The following is a 16,010-nucleotide window of genomic DNA, read 5'->3' on the forward strand; positions in this document are numbered from 1 at the left end:
AAACTAAATAACCAGTCGCCGATTGAATATCGGCAACTGGCTATCTAGAATAGAATTAGGTGTTTTGATCCCTGTCTCATTAACGGGGGTCAGTTCCCTAAGCGCCGGCTTTTTTACTCCTTATTTCGTTTCCTTAGCCTGGCCTTTACGATAAAGCCTGCCCCTATGGTAAATAGAGTAAGCAATCCAAAGAGAAGGACGAGCCAGCCGCTATGGCTAATAGAAATGGACATTGCACTCAGAAACAAAATGGACAGCGATGCGAAAAACAACGATAACGATTTCGACAAATGGAATCACTCCCTAGCCTATAAATAGGCTTGAAATTAATTTTTGACCGATAGCATAGTTTTGTGGGTGATGCACATAATAACTTTGCAAGCTTGCAATACACCAAAGTGCAGAGGACGAAAGGAGAAATATCTTATGGCAGGAAGCAATCAACTCGTTGTCCCACAAGCTACGCAAGCACTGAACCAATTGAAACTTGAGGCAGCTCAAGAGCTTGGCGTACAAATTCCACAAGACGGCTACTACGGTAACGTTTCTACTCGCGACGCAGGTTCGCTTGGCGGATACATTACGAAGAAGCTTGTTCAAATCGCTGAACAACAATTGTCCGGCGGCTACCGCTAATCGATTTTTATACACAACGATCTAAGAAACAAGCCCAAGGGGATCCTTGGGCTTCATTTGCACATACAAAAAAAGAAGCAATCCCCTTCCCATTGTGCAGGAAGGGGATTGCTGCCGTCAATGTCAATACGTATCCATTCTTAGCCGTTTCATTAATCGATCGTCGCTCAGCCAGCCGACATACGAGCCGACCGTCTCGTATTGCTTGTTCATAAGCAGCACTCCGACAAAAGGATATTGCTTGCGATGACGATAGCGGACATCGGACCATCGCACTTCATACCCCCAGCTGTGCTCCTTTACGTCGGCGCAGGCAAAGTTTGTGAAATAAAGGAACGACCTTATGGAGGGATCGTTTTTAGATTTTTCGACTGCGGGATGGCTGGAGCAATGGACTTTATCTAGCCATTGCAGCTTGCTGCCGCGCAGGTTTCCGATATGAAAGGCGCCGTCCTCGCCCTGTTTGACTATGTTCCAAATGGATAAGGAAATCGTCGGTATAGCGATATAAGTATCTTCCTTATGATGAAACCGATCGAGCTTTGCAAGCCTTTTGACCGTTTGCCGTGCGGACAATGTACGCCATCCATAATAAACGATAAGCATCAAATACATAAAAGGGAACAAAAGAGCGGGATTTACGAGACCGGCCGCCCACAGTAAAATGGCTATGATATGCACCGTAAAAATGATGGGATCGAAAATATGAATGATATTCCAAGAAATCCATTTTTCGTTGAAGGGCCGCATCGCTTGAGTGCCGTAAGCGTTAAACAAATCAGTAAATACATGTACGGCAACGGCCAGCAATACCCAAGCTCCCACATGCGCCCACGGCAAGCTGCCTTTGTAGAAGAGCTGAAGCAAGCCGGTAATCGCAACGGTCCAAATGAGAACGGCCGGAAGGGAGTGGGATATCCCCCTATGGTTTCGAATGTAGCAAGCGTTCCCTTTTAGCCGCAAAAAATTATCGAGGTCGGGGGCTTGAGAGCCGGCAACCGTACCGATCAAAACAGCGGTTTGAACGGCGGGACTGGCGGCGACGACAGGGTCAGCCATCGCAAGACCTGCAAGTCCGATGCCCATAACAAGATGTGTGCCAGAATCCATGAGCTGTAATCCTCCCTGATGTCATGATTGGGGTTAGTATCGGCGAAGCAAGGGAACTTTATGAAAGCGAGCGAGAGGAGACTAAAGCCAAATGTACATTTGTTTTGCAGAATATCGGATTATGCCGGAGCACAAGGAACATTATTTGAAAAAAATAAACGATTGGCGCGATGAGTTGGGCCATCGCGTGAACATTTATGAGGGAACGGATCAGCCCGGGCTGTTTGTAGAGGTATGGCAAGCCGAGTCGGAGGAAATGGCGGAGCAAATAAAAAAAGAACGCCTGGACGGGCGTTCTTTGTGGGGGGAAATAACTCCATGGATTGCGGGGGGGGCCGCTAAGCTCCATGTATGGACGTTCCGTCCTGTTGCGGGAGATTGGAAGCAAAGCTGAGGGGAACAGCGTTGTTCCTATTCATCAGTGAACGAAGGGCTGTTTATAGCCTTCGTCCTCTTAGCTCCCCATCGGAGTGCTTGGCGTTACTACTCCGCCCTGGAACGGATATTCGTAGTTGATTTGTTCGTTAAACGTGACGTAATCCAAATTAAGCATGAGCAGCAGGTAGCGCATTCCTGTGGAAGGATCGCTGATGACGATATGATCCCGGCCCGCGGCTTCAATGACGCCTTTAAAAATTTTGGCGTTCCATTCGCGGTTGTTTTCATAAGTCATATAAAAGGTGGCAAGCTTGCCGCGGTTAAGCCGCAAAATGTTTTCCACATAAGACTCTTCAGCTCCTGGAACCGTAACAATGTTGCCGCCGCTTGGCGTCACGAAAGAGCCGCTTGGCACAGTCGTCGGAGGAGTTCCTCCCGCAGCTTGAGCACCGGTCGGCATGGCGGAAGTTTGCGCGATGCCTCCTGACTGTGCTGCATAAGGCTGGGCATAGGAGTAGCCGCCATATCCATAAAGATTGTTTAAAGCGGCCATATTCGGAAAGCCGTTAGGCCCCGCGTTTGCATAGCTGACTTGCGGTTTGTAGCCGTATCCATTCGTCATCTTGATTAGTCCTCTCTTTCATGCGGTAAAAGTTGATCGTTCTTAATAAACGGCAGGGCATTCCCCTGCTTGAGGAACGAAGAAGCAGTGCGCTTTGTAGCGGCCGCTATTGGCCTGATCCCACCAAGTGCTCGGACAGCCGCCAGCGGGACGGAAAAACCATAGCGCATTGGAAGCGGGATGCTGCCTTTCGCCGTTGATGACCCGTTTGGCGAGCCTAATTTCGCTTTCGCGTGCTTTTTGATAGAAATAGCTTTTTTGAATGGCTTCAAAGCCGCCCGGACTCTGATAAACCATGTCCGGTATAGAGCGTATGTTTTTGAAATCGAGACAATTGCCGCGGATACGATTGACGCCAACGTTGCCAACCATAAGCATGCCGAGCTCGCCTTCACCTTCAGCTTCCGAGCGCAGAAGCCGCGCGAGCATTTTTGTATCTTCGGCGTTTGTTTTTATTACGGCCATAACTTAGATCCCTCACTTCCTTTCGCGATCCAATGGGCGCATTTGCTACATGGTTATTGTATTGTGGAGTGGGCGGAATGGTTCCATCGGAAATACAAACGAATTGTCACATTTTGAGTGTCGAATTCATGAACAAAGACAGTGAGCGTTGTCACCGTCCCTATTTTTCGGTATGATTAGATTCGATTCAACAATGAAAGAGGGACGAGCTATCGTCTTGTCGCATAACTCGGGAGGCTAGCTTTGTGCTGAAGGACTTGATTGCATTAACGAAACCGCGGCTTCTTCGTCTGAACATCTTCGCCGCACTCGGCGGATTTTGGGTTGCTTCCAAATGGGACCTCAATTACTCCCTTATGATATGGATGCTGATCGGCTCTACCTTGACAATGGCATCGGCTACTGTCGTCAACAACTATTGGGATAGAGAGCTGGACCTAAAAATGGAGCGTACGAGAAACCGGACGCTGCCTATGGGCAGAATGAAGCCTATGGCTGTACTTGTGTACGGCATTATTTTAGGAATATCCGGACTTGCCTTTCTGTTTATTCTAGTGAACCCGCTCACCGGACTGTTGGGCTTATTGGGCTGGCTGGCTTACATTGTCATCTACACGATGTGGCTGAAGCGGACTTCAACCTGGAGCACGTCGATTGGCGGTATTTCTGGAGCAATGCCTCCGGTTATCGGCTATTGCGCAGTTACGAATACAGTGGACGCCGGGGCTTTGATTTTGTTTGCTTTCTTATTTCTATGGCAGCCCGCTCATTTTTGGTCGCTCGCCATTAGACGTGTGGAGGAATACCGCGAGGCTGGATATCCGCTGCTGCCAGTCGTAAAAGGAATCAAACGCACGAAGCTGCAAATGATCCCTTACGTCCTGCTGCTGCTGCCGACCGTAGTCCTTTTGTACACATTTGATTATGCAGGCATCTATTTCTTAATCATTTCGGTTGTTTTAAGTTTAGTTTGGCTTGTGCATACGATTGCTGGCATTTCCACCAAAGATACTGAAAAATGGGCAAAAGTCAACTTCCTCATTTCGGTCAACTACTTGATGCTGGTATTTATCGCTATGATTGCGAATACAACGCACGGGTAACATTTTCGAAGGGGAAGGGATTGTGAATGAGGATGAGTTTTTTGCGCAGGCACGCTTTTAAAATTGCCGTATTGGCACTATGCGCGTTAATGGGTATTTATTTGCTGTTTACTTATGTATTCAAGCCGCAGGCTCCGCTGCCCGTATTGCAGGCGGCTCCGGCATTTCAGATGAACGATATTGACGGGAAGCCGGTATCGCTGGAATCGACCAAAGGGAAAGTGCGGGTCGTTTATTTCTATTTTGCCAATTGCCCGGATGTATGTCCTCCGACTACGTTTATGCTGTCCGAAGTGCAGGAGAAGCTGAGAGAGCAAGGCAAGCTTGGCAAAGACGTTGAACTTATTTCCATTACCTTTGATCCGGAGAGAGACACGCCGGAAGTGATTCGCGAATTTGCGGAGCGGACATCTGCAGAATTCGATGGCTGGCATTTCTTGCGCGGGGAAAAAGAGGAAGACGCCATTCAGCTTGCCAAGGATTTTAATGTCGGAGTCCGCAAAGAGGAAAAAGAGAACACGTTCAGTCACTTCAACATCGTCACTCTCGTGGACCAGGACGGACAAATCCGCGAATGGATCAGCGGCAGCGATGAAGATTTGACACCGGATTACATCGTTCAGCAGATTAACAGGCTGCTGTAAATTTAAAATTCATCTTTGCTCCACTGGGAAGCGGGATCGAGCGCGGGATACACAATATGCGCCTCGAGGCCCGCTTTTTCCAATTGCTGAATCAAATAGTCTTCCGGCGTATGTTCGACCCCCGCGTACCCTCTGCGCGTATAAATATGTTCAGCATCGGGAAACAAATCGCTTAACAATTTGCGAATCTTTCGCCCCGAGGAATCGTTGTCGGTAAAGATGAAGGTTTCGCGATCTCCGATTTCCCTCTTCAGCTTTTGAAGCTGCTCCTCACCGGGGGTGCCGTACGTGCAATAGATGCCGACGTCCTTATCAAGAACTCGGCGCAGCCTGCTGCGGTCATTTTTGCCCTCTACAACAATAATAAATTCCATGCCCTATCCCCCGCTCGGTTCAATTTCAGCTAGTTTACCACTAATGCCTGCGATTTGGAAAAATAAACGGCTCTGCGCTGGGCGCAGAACCGATTATTCACCATACTATTTGATCTTACCAGAAACCGGAGCACACGATAATGACGAGCAAAATAAACAAAACGAGAATGCCTACCGTATGGTTGCGATGGTGGCCGAAGCCTCTGTGTTCAGAACCTACTCCTGACATAGATGGAGTCACCTCTTTCCTTCGTCGTTAACCGTCAAGGACTTATTTGCAAAAGCTGTATTCCATCGATGACTAGCCGCTTGACATATCCTATCTTATGAGCCGTGGAGGCGAATGCCTTGTGCATTTACCCAGTTCCTGAAAAATGGGTGTTTGACGCAAAAAAACGAATTTTATAAAAGGGCAAAAATGCCGCAGCGAGCATTAGCGCAATAAAAGCGATAAAGTAGGGCGAAATGGAGTCTCTAAGCTGGCCGGCCAGCATTGGGCCAAGGAAGGCGCCTATCGAAAAGGCGATCGACAACACCGAAAACGTTCTGCCGTAGCGGGCGCCACCGCTCAGCTCGATAAGTAAAGTAGATAACGCGGGCAAGATGACGCCTTTGGCCATTCCAATGCAAAGCAGCATGACGGTGAGAGGAGCCGGAGCTTCCGCTGCAAGGCCAAAATAAAGAAACGCAAGGCAGACGGCTCCGATCAGCGTTCGGTAGAAGGAGGGCAGACGGTTGAGAAACAACATGCTGAGCGTAATTAAAGCGCCAAGACTGATGACGGAGAAAAGCAGGCCGGTTGTCATCATCGCTTCTTTTGAATTGGCCATCAACGGAAGCTCAAACGACAAGATGCCCTGCGCGCAGCTAATGCCGATCGGCAAAAGAAAAATGAGCCATGGAAGCTGAGGCGCTGCGCCGCTCGAACCTTCCGCCGTTTGTGGCGATTTTTTTTCCGCCGCCAGTTTAGGGACTTGCCCGTCCAGTTTGCTGTTAATTTCTTTTATAAATAGGAGAGCGCATATGCCGGTAACGATCAAAATCCAGCCCAACAGCGTAAAGGCGACGGAAAAACCGATCTTGGCCACTAGGTAAGCTCCTGCGGCCGGCGATACGACGGAGGCGAGCGTGTGGACAAGACCGTTGCCGGCCATAAGTTTGCCCTGTTCAATGCGGTCATCGGTCAGCCTGGCGAGCAGCGACAGGCAAGCCGGGGAAAGGAAAGCTAGAACAAACCCGCTTATGGAACGAAGCAGCAGCAGTTGCCACGGATTTTCCACATAGGCTTGAAAGAGCAAAACGACTCCGGCACCGATCAAGCTAAAAACGATAAACAGCCGGCTGCCAAAACGGTCCACCCCGTAACCGGCCATCAAATTGCCCGGCAGATGCGTTAGGGAATACATGCCCATCATGAGGCCGATAAAAGAAGGGGCTGCGCCAATCGAGATGGCAAACGGCGTAAGGATGGGGTATTGGGCATGCAAATCAAAAAACGCGACAAACAGAAACAAATAAAGCCAAATAGCGGTTTTCACTATCGTTGCCTCCTTGCCTTGTACCTTGATATTTACTTGTACGTTGGAGTTGGACAGGATATGTCTTCCTTGACTGGAAGGGACGTTTACGGCCTATCATCGGTAGGCTATAATATTTTGTAATAGACACTTGCAAGAGATATAATGGAGGGGATCGATAATGGATTTTTTAAACTTTTCATCGTATGACACCGAAACATGGAGCACTTTTTTTCAAGATAATTGGATCGTGCTCGTCATTGCGGCAGTTGTGTTGTTTTTAATTGTTCGAATTGTGAAGACAGTTGTGAAATGGGCGATCGTAGCTGCCGTCGTCCTCGGCCTTGTGCTGTACAGCGGCTATTCGTTAGACGACATGAAGGAAATCAGTACGCAAGTGATGGCCGACGTGAAAGATAAAGCGTTGAATTTGATGGTTGGCGATGCCAAGGAAGCGAAATATACGGTGGGCAAGGACGGAACGTATACGGTAAAAACCGACGCTATTGAGTTGAAGGGCAAAGCTGGGGCGAACGAAGTGCAAGTTTCGGTGCACGGGTCGCCATTTGTGACGTTTGAAGTGGATGGAGTCATCAAAACCTTTATTGATCAAGCCAAGCAAAACGGATAGGTGCAGGACTTAGCAGCCTGCATGAAGTGGGAGTGAGAGACATGCAGGACGATCCGCAAAAGCGGGAAATCGACAATCGCCGGAACTTTTCGTTTCGGTTGAACTTATTTTTCTTTGTAACGTTTGCTTTATTCAGTTTGTTAATTGTCAGGCTTGCCGTTCTTCAGTTTGTGGAAGGGCCTACGCTTAACGCGGAAGGTCTTAAAAAAAGCACGCGCGAAAATCAGATTCCGCCTATTCGGGGCAATATTTACGATGCGAGCGGATATCCCATCGCTTACTCTACATCGACGCAATCTATTTATTACAGTCTTCAGCCATCGACAAAGGCGAAAAAGTTCGACGAAGCGGCACATGAAACCGCAGAGCAGCTGGCCGTCATTTTTGCAAAGTACGGCGATCCGACAAAGCCGATGACGAAGGAAGATATCATTCGCCAGATGGATCTGGACTTTAGAAGAGACTCTCTCTCTACGCCGAGACGGATCAAATCCGGACTGACCAACGAGGAAGTAGCCTACTTTATGGAGAACCGGTCGCAGTTTACCGGCATCGAAATTATGGAGGAAAGCATCCGCAACTACGATAAAAATTCCATTGCCACTCAGCTCGTTGGGTATCTGAAAAAGTATAAGGGCGTTTATCAGAACAATGAGTTCTATAAAGCAAAGAAGGATGAATCGGACCCGACCTTGCGTTATTTGGAAGAGGAAGAAGTTGGCCTCGACGGTCTGGAGTATATGTATCAGGATGTGCTGCGCGGCAGAAACGGCGTAAAGTCCTATCCTATCAACAGCAAAGAGCATATTATCGGCCCGATGCAAATTACGAATCCCGAAAAAGGTTCCGACTTGTATTTGACCATTGACAAAAATGTGCAGCTTAAGACGGAACATGCTATCATGTCTCATTTGAAAAAAATCCGGGAGTCCTCGAATCAATATGAACGAGCTTCAACTGCCAATACGGGTTTTGCCGTAGCGATGGAAGTGGAAACAGGTAAAATTGTAGCGATGGCGAGCATGCCGGACTACGACCCCAACATTTGGGCAGGCGGCAGCATTAGTACAGAGGATTACGAAAATTTCGGTTACGTATTGTCTAACGGTACGATCAGCACCGTATACGGACCCTATAAGACAAGGGAAGAGCGAAATCGGCATCCGTCCTCTATTTTGCCGGCCGGCTCGACGATTAAGCCGCTTACCGTGCTGCTTGGCCTGAACGAAAAATTGTTTACTCCGGGTTCACAATATACAGACACAGGTGCATTCTTCTATGGCAAAAAGGGGACTCATCAAGTCAGAATCGGCAATGCACGGGGGAAAAGCTTTGGTCCAATTGATGGAGCCAAGGCGATTGAAAAGTCCTCTAATCCATTTATGGCCGCGATGATTGGCAACAAACTTTATATGAGACCTCTTGTCGACGGCAAATCAGGCGTAGAGATTTGGGACCAATATATGAAAGATTTTGGCCTTGGCGTGCTGACAGGCAGCGGATTGCCTAATGAATCCAAAGGGGTCATTGAGTATTTTAAGGAAGCGGAGAATGCAAGTGCACAGTCTGCTCTCATTCAGGCTTCTTTCGGCCAGCAGGGCAGGTACACGACGCTTCAACTAGCTCAATATACAGCTATGCTGGCGAATCGCGGCAAGCGGATGAAACCGCAGTTCGTGAATGAAATTCGTGATGCGGAAGGCAATGTGATCCAGGGCTATAAGCCGGAAGTGCTGAATTCGGTCGACATTCCCGATGCTTATTGGGATGAAATCGAACTGGGCATGTCCAAGGTAGGTGTGCAGGGCTTTGAAGGATTCCAGCACAGCTTCAACCGGAAGACGGGAACATCCGAGCAGACGGTATCTAAACGTGCCGACAATACGACGATAGCCAACAATGCCGTATTTATCGCATACGCGCCAGCTGACAATCCAAAGCTTGCGGTTGCGGTCGTTATTCCGGACGGCGGTTTCGGAAGCTACGGCGCCGCACCGATTGCGAGACAAATTTTTGACGCTTACGATGCGGAAATCGGTTTGACGGGCGTGCCGAACAAAGCGCTTAAAGCCCAGCAAGACGCAGCTTTGGCCACAGCTGGCGTAACTTTTGTACAGCCGGCAGGAGCAAACTCTTCATCGGGTACAGGAGCTAATTCCGCAAACACGGCTACGGAAACGGGGACGGACGCTGCGAACTCCACTCCTGCGGCAGGCACGAACGCTGCAAACTCGCTGCCGCCAGCTGGAACAAATGCTTCAAATTCTGCGTCAGGTACGGGTGCTAATTCCGCAAACACGACGGGCTCCCCTCCCGCAACGGGAGCGACGGGACGCGAGCAAAACGGAACGACAGAGCAATAAACGTACAAATGACAGAGCAATAAACTTACAAACAGGACTATCTTCGACTATACGTCGAGGATAGTCTTTTTTTATTTTCATAGCACATTTGGGGACAACCATTGAGGTATTTCCGCAGGAGCGGAACTTAAAATAAATGTTGCACTAGAGAAACATTTTTGTGTATTATAAAAAAAGAGGCGCTAGACTAAATAAAATTGACGAGGGCAAATCCAACTCAATCGTATAGTAGAACCCATCCCCAAAAAAGCAATGTGAATTAGATAAAATACTGGGAGGCTGTGAAGATGCAAAAAGGGATTCATAAGGAGATTCGCAAACATTCCGCATTCAAAAGATTTATAATGATGCTGCTTTTCCTGGCGATAGCGGTCGCCGTGTCGGCGTGCGGCGCAGGAGCATCTTCGGGCGCAGACGACGGCAAGCTGCATATAACGGCGACTACAGGAATGATTGCGGATGCGGCCAAGGAAGTAGGCGGAGACTATGTCATCGTCAAAGGACTGATGGGACCGGGCATCGATCCCCATTTGTATAAAGCGTCGCAAGGCGATGTCAGGAAGCTGGACAATGCGGACATCATTTTTTATAACGGGCTTCACCTTGAGGGCAAGATGGGCGAAATTTTCGAAAAGCTCAAAAAAAGAAAGCCGGTCGTCGCGATTTCCGCTTATTTGACAGAGGATCAGCTGATCACCGATTCTGCGGCGAAGGGAGAAGCTGTTCACGACCCTCATATCTGGTTTGACGTTAAGCTTTGGATGTCGGCGGTGGAGGTCGTCAGGGATACTCTGGCGGAGAAGGACCCCGCCAATGCCGATCATTATAAGGCGAATGCGGAGGCGTACTTGCGGAAGCTCGCGGAACTGGATGCCTATGCAAGCGAGCAAATCGCCTCCATTCCGGAACAAAGCCGGATTTTAGTAACGGCGCATGACGCGTTCGGTTATTTCGGCAAGGCATATGGCCTTCAAGTCACAGGACTGCAAGGAATGAATACGATGTCGGAATATGGGTCGAGAGACGTTAGCGGACTTCGTGGTTTTCTCGTCCAGCACGGCATCAAAGCGGTGTTTATCGAATCAAGCGTCTCCTCGAAATCGATTGAATCGGTCATTGAGGGTGCGAGGAAGCTGGGGCACGAGGTAAAGATTGGCGGGCAATTGTATTCCGACGCAATGGGGGATGAAGGCACTCCCGAAGGAACCTATTTGGGAATGGTTAAACATAATGTCGATACGATTGTGAAGTCATTGAAATAACGATGAGGGAGGAGAGAACCGAATGAGCAATGCGATATTGAACACCCATGAAACTAATAAGCAGGCTAACAAAAAAAATATTTCTCCATTGATCGTAAGCGGACTAAGCGCGGCTTATCAAAAAAAGCCCGTGCTCCGCAACGTCTCATTTGAAGTGAAGGAAGGCGAACTGATCGGAGTGATCGGGCCTAACGGAGCTGGCAAATCGACTATGATGAAGGCGGCGCTTGGACTTATCCCGACGATTGGAGGAGAGGTGCTTGTGTACGGCAAGCCATGCCGGACTCAGCGCAAGCTGATTGGATATGTGCCACAGCGGGAGTCGGTCGACTGGGACTTTCCGACAAACGCGCTGGACGTTGTTCTGATGGGTACTTACGGCAGGCTAGGCTGGTTTGGACGTCCAGGGGCGAAGGAGAAGGCCTTTGCGCTGGAATGTTTGGAGAAAGTAGGCATGACCGATTTTGCGGACCGCCAAATTAGCCAACTGTCGGGCGGGCAGCAGCAGCGTGTCTTTTTGGCAAGAGCGCTCGCACAAAACGCCAAACTTTATTTTATGGATGAGCCTTTTGCCGGGGTAGACGCCGCTACGGAGAAGGCGATCATTACTTTGCTGCAGGAGCTCAAAAAGCAAGGCAAAACGGTGATCGTCGTCCATCACGATTTGTCTACGGTGGAACAATATTTTGACTCCGTGCTGCTGCTGAATGTGGAGCTGCAAGCATTTGGGCCAACGGCGCAAACGTTTACGAAAGAACAGCTTCAACGTACTTACGGCGGTAAACTTTCATTTTTAGAAAATAGCTTTTCTTATGCCCCCAAGGGCCGCGAGTGAGGTGAAAATAGATGAAAAATATATTGGATATGCTGTCCGATCCCAATATGCAATGGATTTTTTTCGGCTGTCTCCTATTAGGGCTTAGCAGCGGCGTCATTGGCAGTTTTTCTTATTTGCGCAAGCAAAGCCTAGTTGGGGATACGTTGGCGCATGCTGCGCTTCCCGGCATTTGCATCGCTTTTATGCTGACGGGAGTGAAATCTATCGGTGTGTTTCTAATCGGAGCCGCTGTTGCAGGAGCGATAGCGACTTTTGGCATCGGCTATATCACTCGCCATTCTAGACTAAAGCAAGATGCGGCGCTTGGTATTGTACTTACTTCCTTTTTTGGACTAGGCATTGTGCTGCTAACTTTTATTCAACATGGGAAATACGGCAATCAGGCGGGGCTCGACAAATTTTTGTTCGGGCAGGCGGCCGCTATGGTCGGTTCGGATGTGATTACGATGTCGATCATTAGCATCGCTTTGGTGACGATATGCACTTTGCTTTTCAAACAATTTAAGCTCATTTCGTTCGATCCCGGATTTGCGAAAGGCATCGGCTATCCCGTCGCCATGTTGGAGCAACTGCTTATGCTGCTTGTTGTGGTGGCGGTTGTTGTCGGTATTCAAGCCGTCGGAGTTGTGCTTATTGCTGCCTTGCTTATAACTCCGGCGGTGTCTGCTAGGTATTGGACGAATCGCCTTGGATTAATGGTCGCATTGTCAGGGGTATTTGGCGCACTTAGCGGAGCATTGGGCACTTGGATCAGCTCTTCCGTTTCAAATTTGCCTACAGGTCCCGTAACGGTGCTAGCGGCGACTTCGTTTTTTGTCCTTTCGGTTTTGTTTGGACCGCAGCGGGGAGTTATTGCCAAGAGGCTGCTTCGTCTCCAAGTGAAAAAAAGGTTCCGCATGGAGAACGAGGGGCTAGTTACGGAGCGGATGAAAGGGGAGACGGCCTTATGAGCGACTTTTGGATATTGCTGACTGGCTCTCTTGTAGCGGCTTGCTGCGGCATCGTCGGCGTGTTTCTCGTCCTGCGCAAAATGGCGATGATCGGCGACGCGATCAGCCATTCCGTTATGCCGGGCATCGTCATCGCTTTTTTGCTAAGCGGCTCAAGGGACTCGCTGCTCATGATGTTTGCGGCGCTCGTATTTGGCCTCTTCACTACCTTTTTAATTGGCTTGTTTCAACGGGGAGGCATTCAGACGGATGCGTCCATAGGCGTTGTATTTACCGCATTGTTTGCGATCGGGGTTATTTTGGTCAGCTTATTCGCCCGCCAAGTCCATTTGGATCAGGATGCTATTCTTTATGGCGAGATTGCTTTTGTGCACTGGAACATCTGGGAAGTGGGCGGCGTCAATATGGGGCCTAAAGCCGTATGGCTGCTTGGCGTAACGCTTGCGGTTATTGTGGCCGTTATCGGCTTGCTGTATAAGCAGTTCAAGCTCTGTTCGTTCGATCCGGCGCTAGCTGCTGCGATTGGCATTCCGGTTGCCTTTTTCCACTATTTGCTGATGGGGCTTGTCTCCATGGCGACCGTTAGCTCGTTTGAGAGCGTAGGCGCTATTCTCGTTGTGGGCATGCTGATTATCCCGCCGTCCGCAGCTTACCTGCTGACAGATCGGCTAGGCATGATGATTGGATTAAGCGTGGCGGTAGGGGTGCTCAGTGTCGGCCTCGGCTACGGGGTTTCCATTATGCTCGATGCTTCTATCGCGGGATGTATCGTTTGTGCCGCAGGTGTGCTGTTTGTGATTGCGTTCCTTTTTTCACCAAGCCATGGCTTAGCCGTTCGCAAGTGGCGCCAGCGCCGCCTTTTGGCCGCAGCAGGAGAGCGCTAGTCTTTCATCAAAACAATTAAGAGGCTGTTCCGCAAAAGTAGATTTTGTGGGAACGGCCTCTTTGTTGATTCGTACTAGAAGGAGCAACACCTTTTAAGAGGACTGCGCTATGCTAACCTTGCTGGAGCCCGCAACAACGCCGTTTGGTTTCCAACCAATCTGTGTTAAAATAGGCTGTACGTGAGGATCGGAGAAGGGATGGACGACAACATGGCAAAGTACAAATTGCTCGCTCTGGACATGGACGGAACTTTATTGAACGAACGCAGCGAAATTAGCGAACAGAATGCACAGTGGATCGGAAAAGCGATGGATGCGGGAGTTACAGTTATTTTTTCGACGGGAAGAGGGTTCGTCAGCGCTTTGCCGTTTGCGGAGCAACTGGGACTCGAAACGCCGATGATTACAGTAAATGGCGGTGAGATTTGGACTCGGCCGCATGTGCTGTACAAGCGGACAGAACTTAGCCCTGTTTATGTGAAGAGGCTGCATGAGCTTGCTCTCCAGCATAGCGAGGTATGGTATTGGGCTTATACGACAGGCACCATTTACAATAAAGAACAATGGATTGATCCATCTGAAAGTATCGATTCCCATAACTGGCTGAAATTTGGGTATTATACAGAAGACGACCGTGCGCGGGAGGCGATTTTGGCTGAAGTGCAGAGCTGGGGCGGGCTTGAAATTAGCAATTCCTCTCTTCATAATCTGGAGCTCAACCCGCTTGGCGTATCGAAAGCCAGCGCGCTTAAAGATTTGTGCGCATGGATGGGCATCGATATGTCGCAAGTCGTTGCTGCAGGCGACAGCTTAAACGATATTGCGGCGATCCGCGAAGCGGGACTCGGCGTAGCGATGGGCAATGCTCAAGATACCGTGAAGGAAGCTGCGGATGTTGTTACTTTGACTAATGACGAACATGGCGTAGCGGAAATCATTAAAAGGCACATTTTATAACGGGGAGAATTCCATATGGACATTTTGGGCTGGACACTGGTTATACTGCTGTTTGTCATCGGCATGGCGGGAACGATTTACCCTATCTTGCCTGGCGTCGTTGCCATCTATGGCGCCTTTTTCGTATACGGATTGTTTTTTTCGTTTGAGCCGTTTGGCATTATTTTCTGGACGTTGCAAACGTTAATTTTAATCGTGTTGTTTATAGCGGATTATGCGGTCAGCGCCTGGGGGGTCAAAAGGTTCGGCGGTTCCAAAGCGTCCATTGTCGGGACGACGATTGGCCTTATTTTCGGACCGTTTGTTATTCCGGCATTTGGTCTTATCATCGGGCCGTTTGCGGGTGCGGTAATCGGGGAAATGACAGCGGGCGCCAATTTTGAAAAATCGCTTAAAGTAGGCTGGGGCTCTTTGGTCGGCTTGTTCACAAGCGTTGTTGTTAAAATTTTACTGCAGTCCATTATGATTGTCATGTTTGTGCTTTGGTTAATCTTTTAAGGTAGAAAAGTGAAGAAAAGGCGGTTGCGATAATCGATGGTCAACGTTACGGTATGGAACGAGTTTCTGCATGAGAAGCAGCATGACGAAGTAAAAGCTGTATATCCTGACGGCATTCATGCCGCTCTTGCGAAAGGGCTGGGCGCAAGCGACATTAAAGTCGCAACGGCCACATTGGAAGAGCCGGAGCATGGACTGACGGAAGAGCGGCTGAACGAAACCGACGTGCTCATTTGGTGGGGACATATGGGACATGACCAGGTGGATGACGCCATTGTGGAGAGAGTTCAGCAAAGAGTGCTGGACGGCATGGGGCTTATCGTTCTGCATTCCGGACATTTCTCGAAGCTGTTCAAAAAGCTGATGGGAACCGGCTGCGACTTGAAATGGCGCGAGGCTGGAGAGAAGGAGCGGCTTTGGGTCGTCAATCCGGCGCATCCGATCGCCGCAGGCTTGCCGGAATACATTACGATTGACCGGGAAGAAATGTACGGCGAGCACTTCGATATTCCGGCTCCGGATGAGCTTATTTTCGTCAGCTGGTTTGAAGGCGGAGAAGTGTTCCGCAGCGGCTGCACGTTCCACCGGGGACAGGGCAAAATCTTCTATTTCCGCCCAGGCCACGAAACTTACCCGACTTATTACCAACCGCAAGTGTTGCAAGTGATTCAAAACGGCATACGATGGGCGGCACCGTCCCGCGCGGCGGCTCCTGTACGCGGCAACCATCAGCCGCTTGAGCCGATCGCGAACAAACAATAAGGGGACGAGATATACC

19 protein-coding genes are annotated in these 16,010 nt (G+C 49.4%); 13 read left to right on the forward strand and 6 right to left on the reverse strand.

What is annotated here, in order from left to right; translation table 11 throughout:
• Positions 1-113 precede the first annotated feature (113 nt).
• On the reverse strand, positions 114-290 hold the full coding sequence (locus ACFQZE_RS22075) for a hypothetical protein (protein ID WP_379361163.1): 177 nt from the start codon (positions 288-290) through the stop codon (positions 114-116).
• A gap of 136 nt (positions 291-426) precedes the next feature.
• On the opposite strand from ACFQZE_RS22075, the gene ACFQZE_RS22080 reads away from it, so the two are divergent.
• The gene (locus ACFQZE_RS22080; protein WP_379361165.1) at positions 427-636 is read left to right on the forward strand and encodes an alpha/beta-type small acid-soluble spore protein; all 210 of its coding nucleotides are present in this window, start codon (positions 427-429) and stop codon (positions 634-636) included.
• Positions 637-759: 123 nt separating this feature from the next.
• On the opposite strand, the gene ACFQZE_RS22085 is transcribed toward ACFQZE_RS22080, so the two are convergent.
• Positions 760-1,746 (reverse strand): metal-dependent hydrolase, encoded by a 987-nt coding sequence (locus ACFQZE_RS22085; protein WP_379361167.1) that lies wholly within the window; start codon positions 1,744-1,746, stop codon positions 760-762.
• 91 nt (positions 1,747-1,837) lie between these two features.
• On the opposite strand from ACFQZE_RS22085, the gene ACFQZE_RS22090 reads away from it, so the two are divergent.
• Positions 1,838-2,140, forward strand: a complete 303-nt coding sequence (locus ACFQZE_RS22090) for a hypothetical protein (RefSeq protein ID WP_379361169.1) — start codon at positions 1,838-1,840, stop codon at positions 2,138-2,140.
• A 60-nt stretch (positions 2,141-2,200) separates the two neighbouring features.
• Here the strand turns inward: ACFQZE_RS22090 and gerQ are convergent, their stop codons facing one another.
• Positions 2,201-2,746, reverse strand: a complete 546-nt coding sequence (gerQ, locus tag ACFQZE_RS22095; protein ID WP_379361171.1) for a spore coat protein GerQ — start codon at positions 2,744-2,746, stop codon at positions 2,201-2,203.
• A gap of 42 nt (positions 2,747-2,788) precedes the next feature.
• Entirely contained in the window at positions 2,789-3,211 is a 423-nt protein-coding gene (locus tag ACFQZE_RS22100) for a cell wall hydrolase (RefSeq protein ID WP_379361174.1), read from the reverse strand.
• A gap of 224 nt (positions 3,212-3,435) precedes the next feature.
• Between ACFQZE_RS22100 and cyoE the strand changes: the two genes are divergently transcribed.
• Together cyoE and ACFQZE_RS22110 are read left to right on the forward strand one after the other, a co-directional pair.
• Complete coding sequence (cyoE, locus tag ACFQZE_RS22105; protein ID WP_379361394.1) at positions 3,436-4,314, forward strand: heme o synthase; 879 nt, start codon at positions 3,436-3,438, stop codon at positions 4,312-4,314.
• Between the two features lie 26 nt (positions 4,315-4,340).
• The gene (locus ACFQZE_RS22110) at positions 4,341-4,958 is read left to right on the forward strand and encodes an SCO family protein (RefSeq protein WP_379361176.1); all 618 of its coding nucleotides are present in this window, start codon (positions 4,341-4,343) and stop codon (positions 4,956-4,958) included.
• A gap of 2 nt (positions 4,959-4,960) precedes the next feature.
• Here the strand turns inward: ACFQZE_RS22110 and ACFQZE_RS22115 are convergent, their stop codons facing one another.
• Positions 4,961-5,332, reverse strand: coding sequence for a ribonuclease M5 (locus ACFQZE_RS22115; protein ID WP_379361178.1), 372 nt, complete (start codon positions 5,330-5,332; stop codon positions 4,961-4,963).
• A gap of 356 nt (positions 5,333-5,688) precedes the next feature.
• Positions 5,689-6,870 (reverse strand): MFS transporter, encoded by a 1,182-nt coding sequence (locus ACFQZE_RS22120; RefSeq protein WP_379361180.1) that lies wholly within the window; start codon positions 6,868-6,870, stop codon positions 5,689-5,691.
• Between the two features lie 160 nt (positions 6,871-7,030).
• Here ACFQZE_RS22120 and ACFQZE_RS22125 point away from each other — a divergent pair, with 160 nt between their 5' ends.
• From ACFQZE_RS22125 to ACFQZE_RS22165, 9 genes are all read left to right on the forward strand, one after another.
• Positions 7,031-7,480 (forward strand): hypothetical protein, encoded by a 450-nt coding sequence (locus ACFQZE_RS22125; RefSeq protein WP_379361182.1) that lies wholly within the window; start codon positions 7,031-7,033, stop codon positions 7,478-7,480.
• A gap of 41 nt (positions 7,481-7,521) precedes the next feature.
• The gene (locus tag ACFQZE_RS22130; protein ID WP_379361184.1) at positions 7,522-9,843 is read left to right on the forward strand and encodes a penicillin-binding transpeptidase domain-containing protein; all 2,322 of its coding nucleotides are present in this window, start codon (positions 7,522-7,524) and stop codon (positions 9,841-9,843) included.
• A gap of 287 nt (positions 9,844-10,130) precedes the next feature.
• Positions 10,131-11,105, forward strand: a complete 975-nt coding sequence (locus tag ACFQZE_RS22135; protein ID WP_379361186.1) for a metal ABC transporter solute-binding protein, Zn/Mn family — start codon at positions 10,131-10,133, stop codon at positions 11,103-11,105.
• Positions 11,106-11,127: 22 nt separating this feature from the next.
• Positions 11,128-11,940: a metal ABC transporter ATP-binding protein gene (locus tag ACFQZE_RS22140; RefSeq protein WP_379361188.1), complete on the forward strand. Its 813-nt coding sequence runs from the start codon at positions 11,128-11,130 to the stop codon at positions 11,938-11,940.
• Between the two features lie 11 nt (positions 11,941-11,951).
• Positions 11,952-12,893 (forward strand): metal ABC transporter permease, encoded by a 942-nt coding sequence (locus ACFQZE_RS22145; protein WP_379361190.1) that lies wholly within the window; start codon positions 11,952-11,954, stop codon positions 12,891-12,893.
• On the forward strand, positions 12,890-13,777 hold the full coding sequence (locus ACFQZE_RS22150) for a metal ABC transporter permease (protein WP_379361192.1): 888 nt from the start codon (positions 12,890-12,892) through the stop codon (positions 13,775-13,777). Before ACFQZE_RS22145 ends, ACFQZE_RS22150 begins: the two co-directional genes overlap by 4 nt.
• A 210-nt stretch (positions 13,778-13,987) precedes the next feature.
• On the forward strand, positions 13,988-14,734 hold the full coding sequence (locus tag ACFQZE_RS22155) for a Cof-type HAD-IIB family hydrolase (protein ID WP_379361194.1): 747 nt from the start codon (positions 13,988-13,990) through the stop codon (positions 14,732-14,734).
• 15 nt (positions 14,735-14,749) lie between these two features.
• Positions 14,750-15,232 carry a DUF456 domain-containing protein gene (locus ACFQZE_RS22160; protein ID WP_379361196.1) on the forward strand — a complete coding sequence of 161 codons (483 nt, stop codon included), beginning with the start codon at positions 14,750-14,752 and terminating at the stop codon, positions 15,230-15,232.
• Positions 15,233-15,268: 36 nt separating this feature from the next.
• Positions 15,269-15,994 carry a ThuA domain-containing protein gene (locus ACFQZE_RS22165; protein ID WP_379361198.1) on the forward strand — a complete coding sequence of 242 codons (726 nt, stop codon included), beginning with the start codon at positions 15,269-15,271 and terminating at the stop codon, positions 15,992-15,994.
• Positions 15,995-16,010: the final 16 nt, after the last annotated feature.

Source organism: Paenibacillus sp. GCM10027627 (assembly GCF_042675505.1).
Taxonomy (GTDB): domain Bacteria; phylum Bacillota; class Bacilli; order Paenibacillales; family Paenibacillaceae; genus Pristimantibacillus.

Coding starts and splice junctions, on each gene's coding strand:
- ACFQZE_RS22080 (WP_379361165.1), top strand. CDS start 427: ATGGCAGGAAGCAATCAACTCGTTGTCCCACAAGCTACGCAAGCACTG.
- ACFQZE_RS22085 (WP_379361167.1), bottom strand. CDS start 1,746: ATGGATTCTGGCACACATCTTGTTATGGGCATCGGACTTGCAGGTCTT.
- ACFQZE_RS22090 (WP_379361169.1), top strand. CDS start 1,838: ATGTACATTTGTTTTGCAGAATATCGGATTATGCCGGAGCACAAGGAA.
- gerQ (WP_379361171.1), bottom strand. CDS start 2,746: ATGACGAATGGATACGGCTACAAACCGCAAGTCAGCTATGCAAACGCG.
- ACFQZE_RS22100 (WP_379361174.1), bottom strand. CDS start 3,211: ATGGCCGTAATAAAAACAAACGCCGAAGATACAAAAATGCTCGCGCGG.
- ACFQZE_RS22110 (WP_379361176.1), top strand. CDS start 4,341: ATGAGGATGAGTTTTTTGCGCAGGCACGCTTTTAAAATTGCCGTATTG.
- ACFQZE_RS22115 (WP_379361178.1), bottom strand. CDS start 5,332: ATGGAATTTATTATTGTTGTAGAGGGCAAAAATGACCGCAGCAGGCTG.
- ACFQZE_RS22125 (WP_379361182.1), top strand. CDS start 7,031: ATGGATTTTTTAAACTTTTCATCGTATGACACCGAAACATGGAGCACT.
- ACFQZE_RS22130 (WP_379361184.1), top strand. CDS start 7,522: ATGCAGGACGATCCGCAAAAGCGGGAAATCGACAATCGCCGGAACTTT.
- ACFQZE_RS22135 (WP_379361186.1), top strand. CDS start 10,131: ATGCAAAAAGGGATTCATAAGGAGATTCGCAAACATTCCGCATTCAAA.
- ACFQZE_RS22140 (WP_379361188.1), top strand. CDS start 11,128: ATGAGCAATGCGATATTGAACACCCATGAAACTAATAAGCAGGCTAAC.
- ACFQZE_RS22145 (WP_379361190.1), top strand. CDS start 11,952: ATGAAAAATATATTGGATATGCTGTCCGATCCCAATATGCAATGGATT.
- ACFQZE_RS22150 (WP_379361192.1), top strand. CDS start 12,890: ATGAGCGACTTTTGGATATTGCTGACTGGCTCTCTTGTAGCGGCTTGC.
- ACFQZE_RS22155 (WP_379361194.1), top strand. CDS start 13,988: ATGGCAAAGTACAAATTGCTCGCTCTGGACATGGACGGAACTTTATTG.
- ACFQZE_RS22160 (WP_379361196.1), top strand. CDS start 14,750: ATGGACATTTTGGGCTGGACACTGGTTATACTGCTGTTTGTCATCGGC.
- ACFQZE_RS22165 (WP_379361198.1), top strand. CDS start 15,269: ATGGTCAACGTTACGGTATGGAACGAGTTTCTGCATGAGAAGCAGCAT.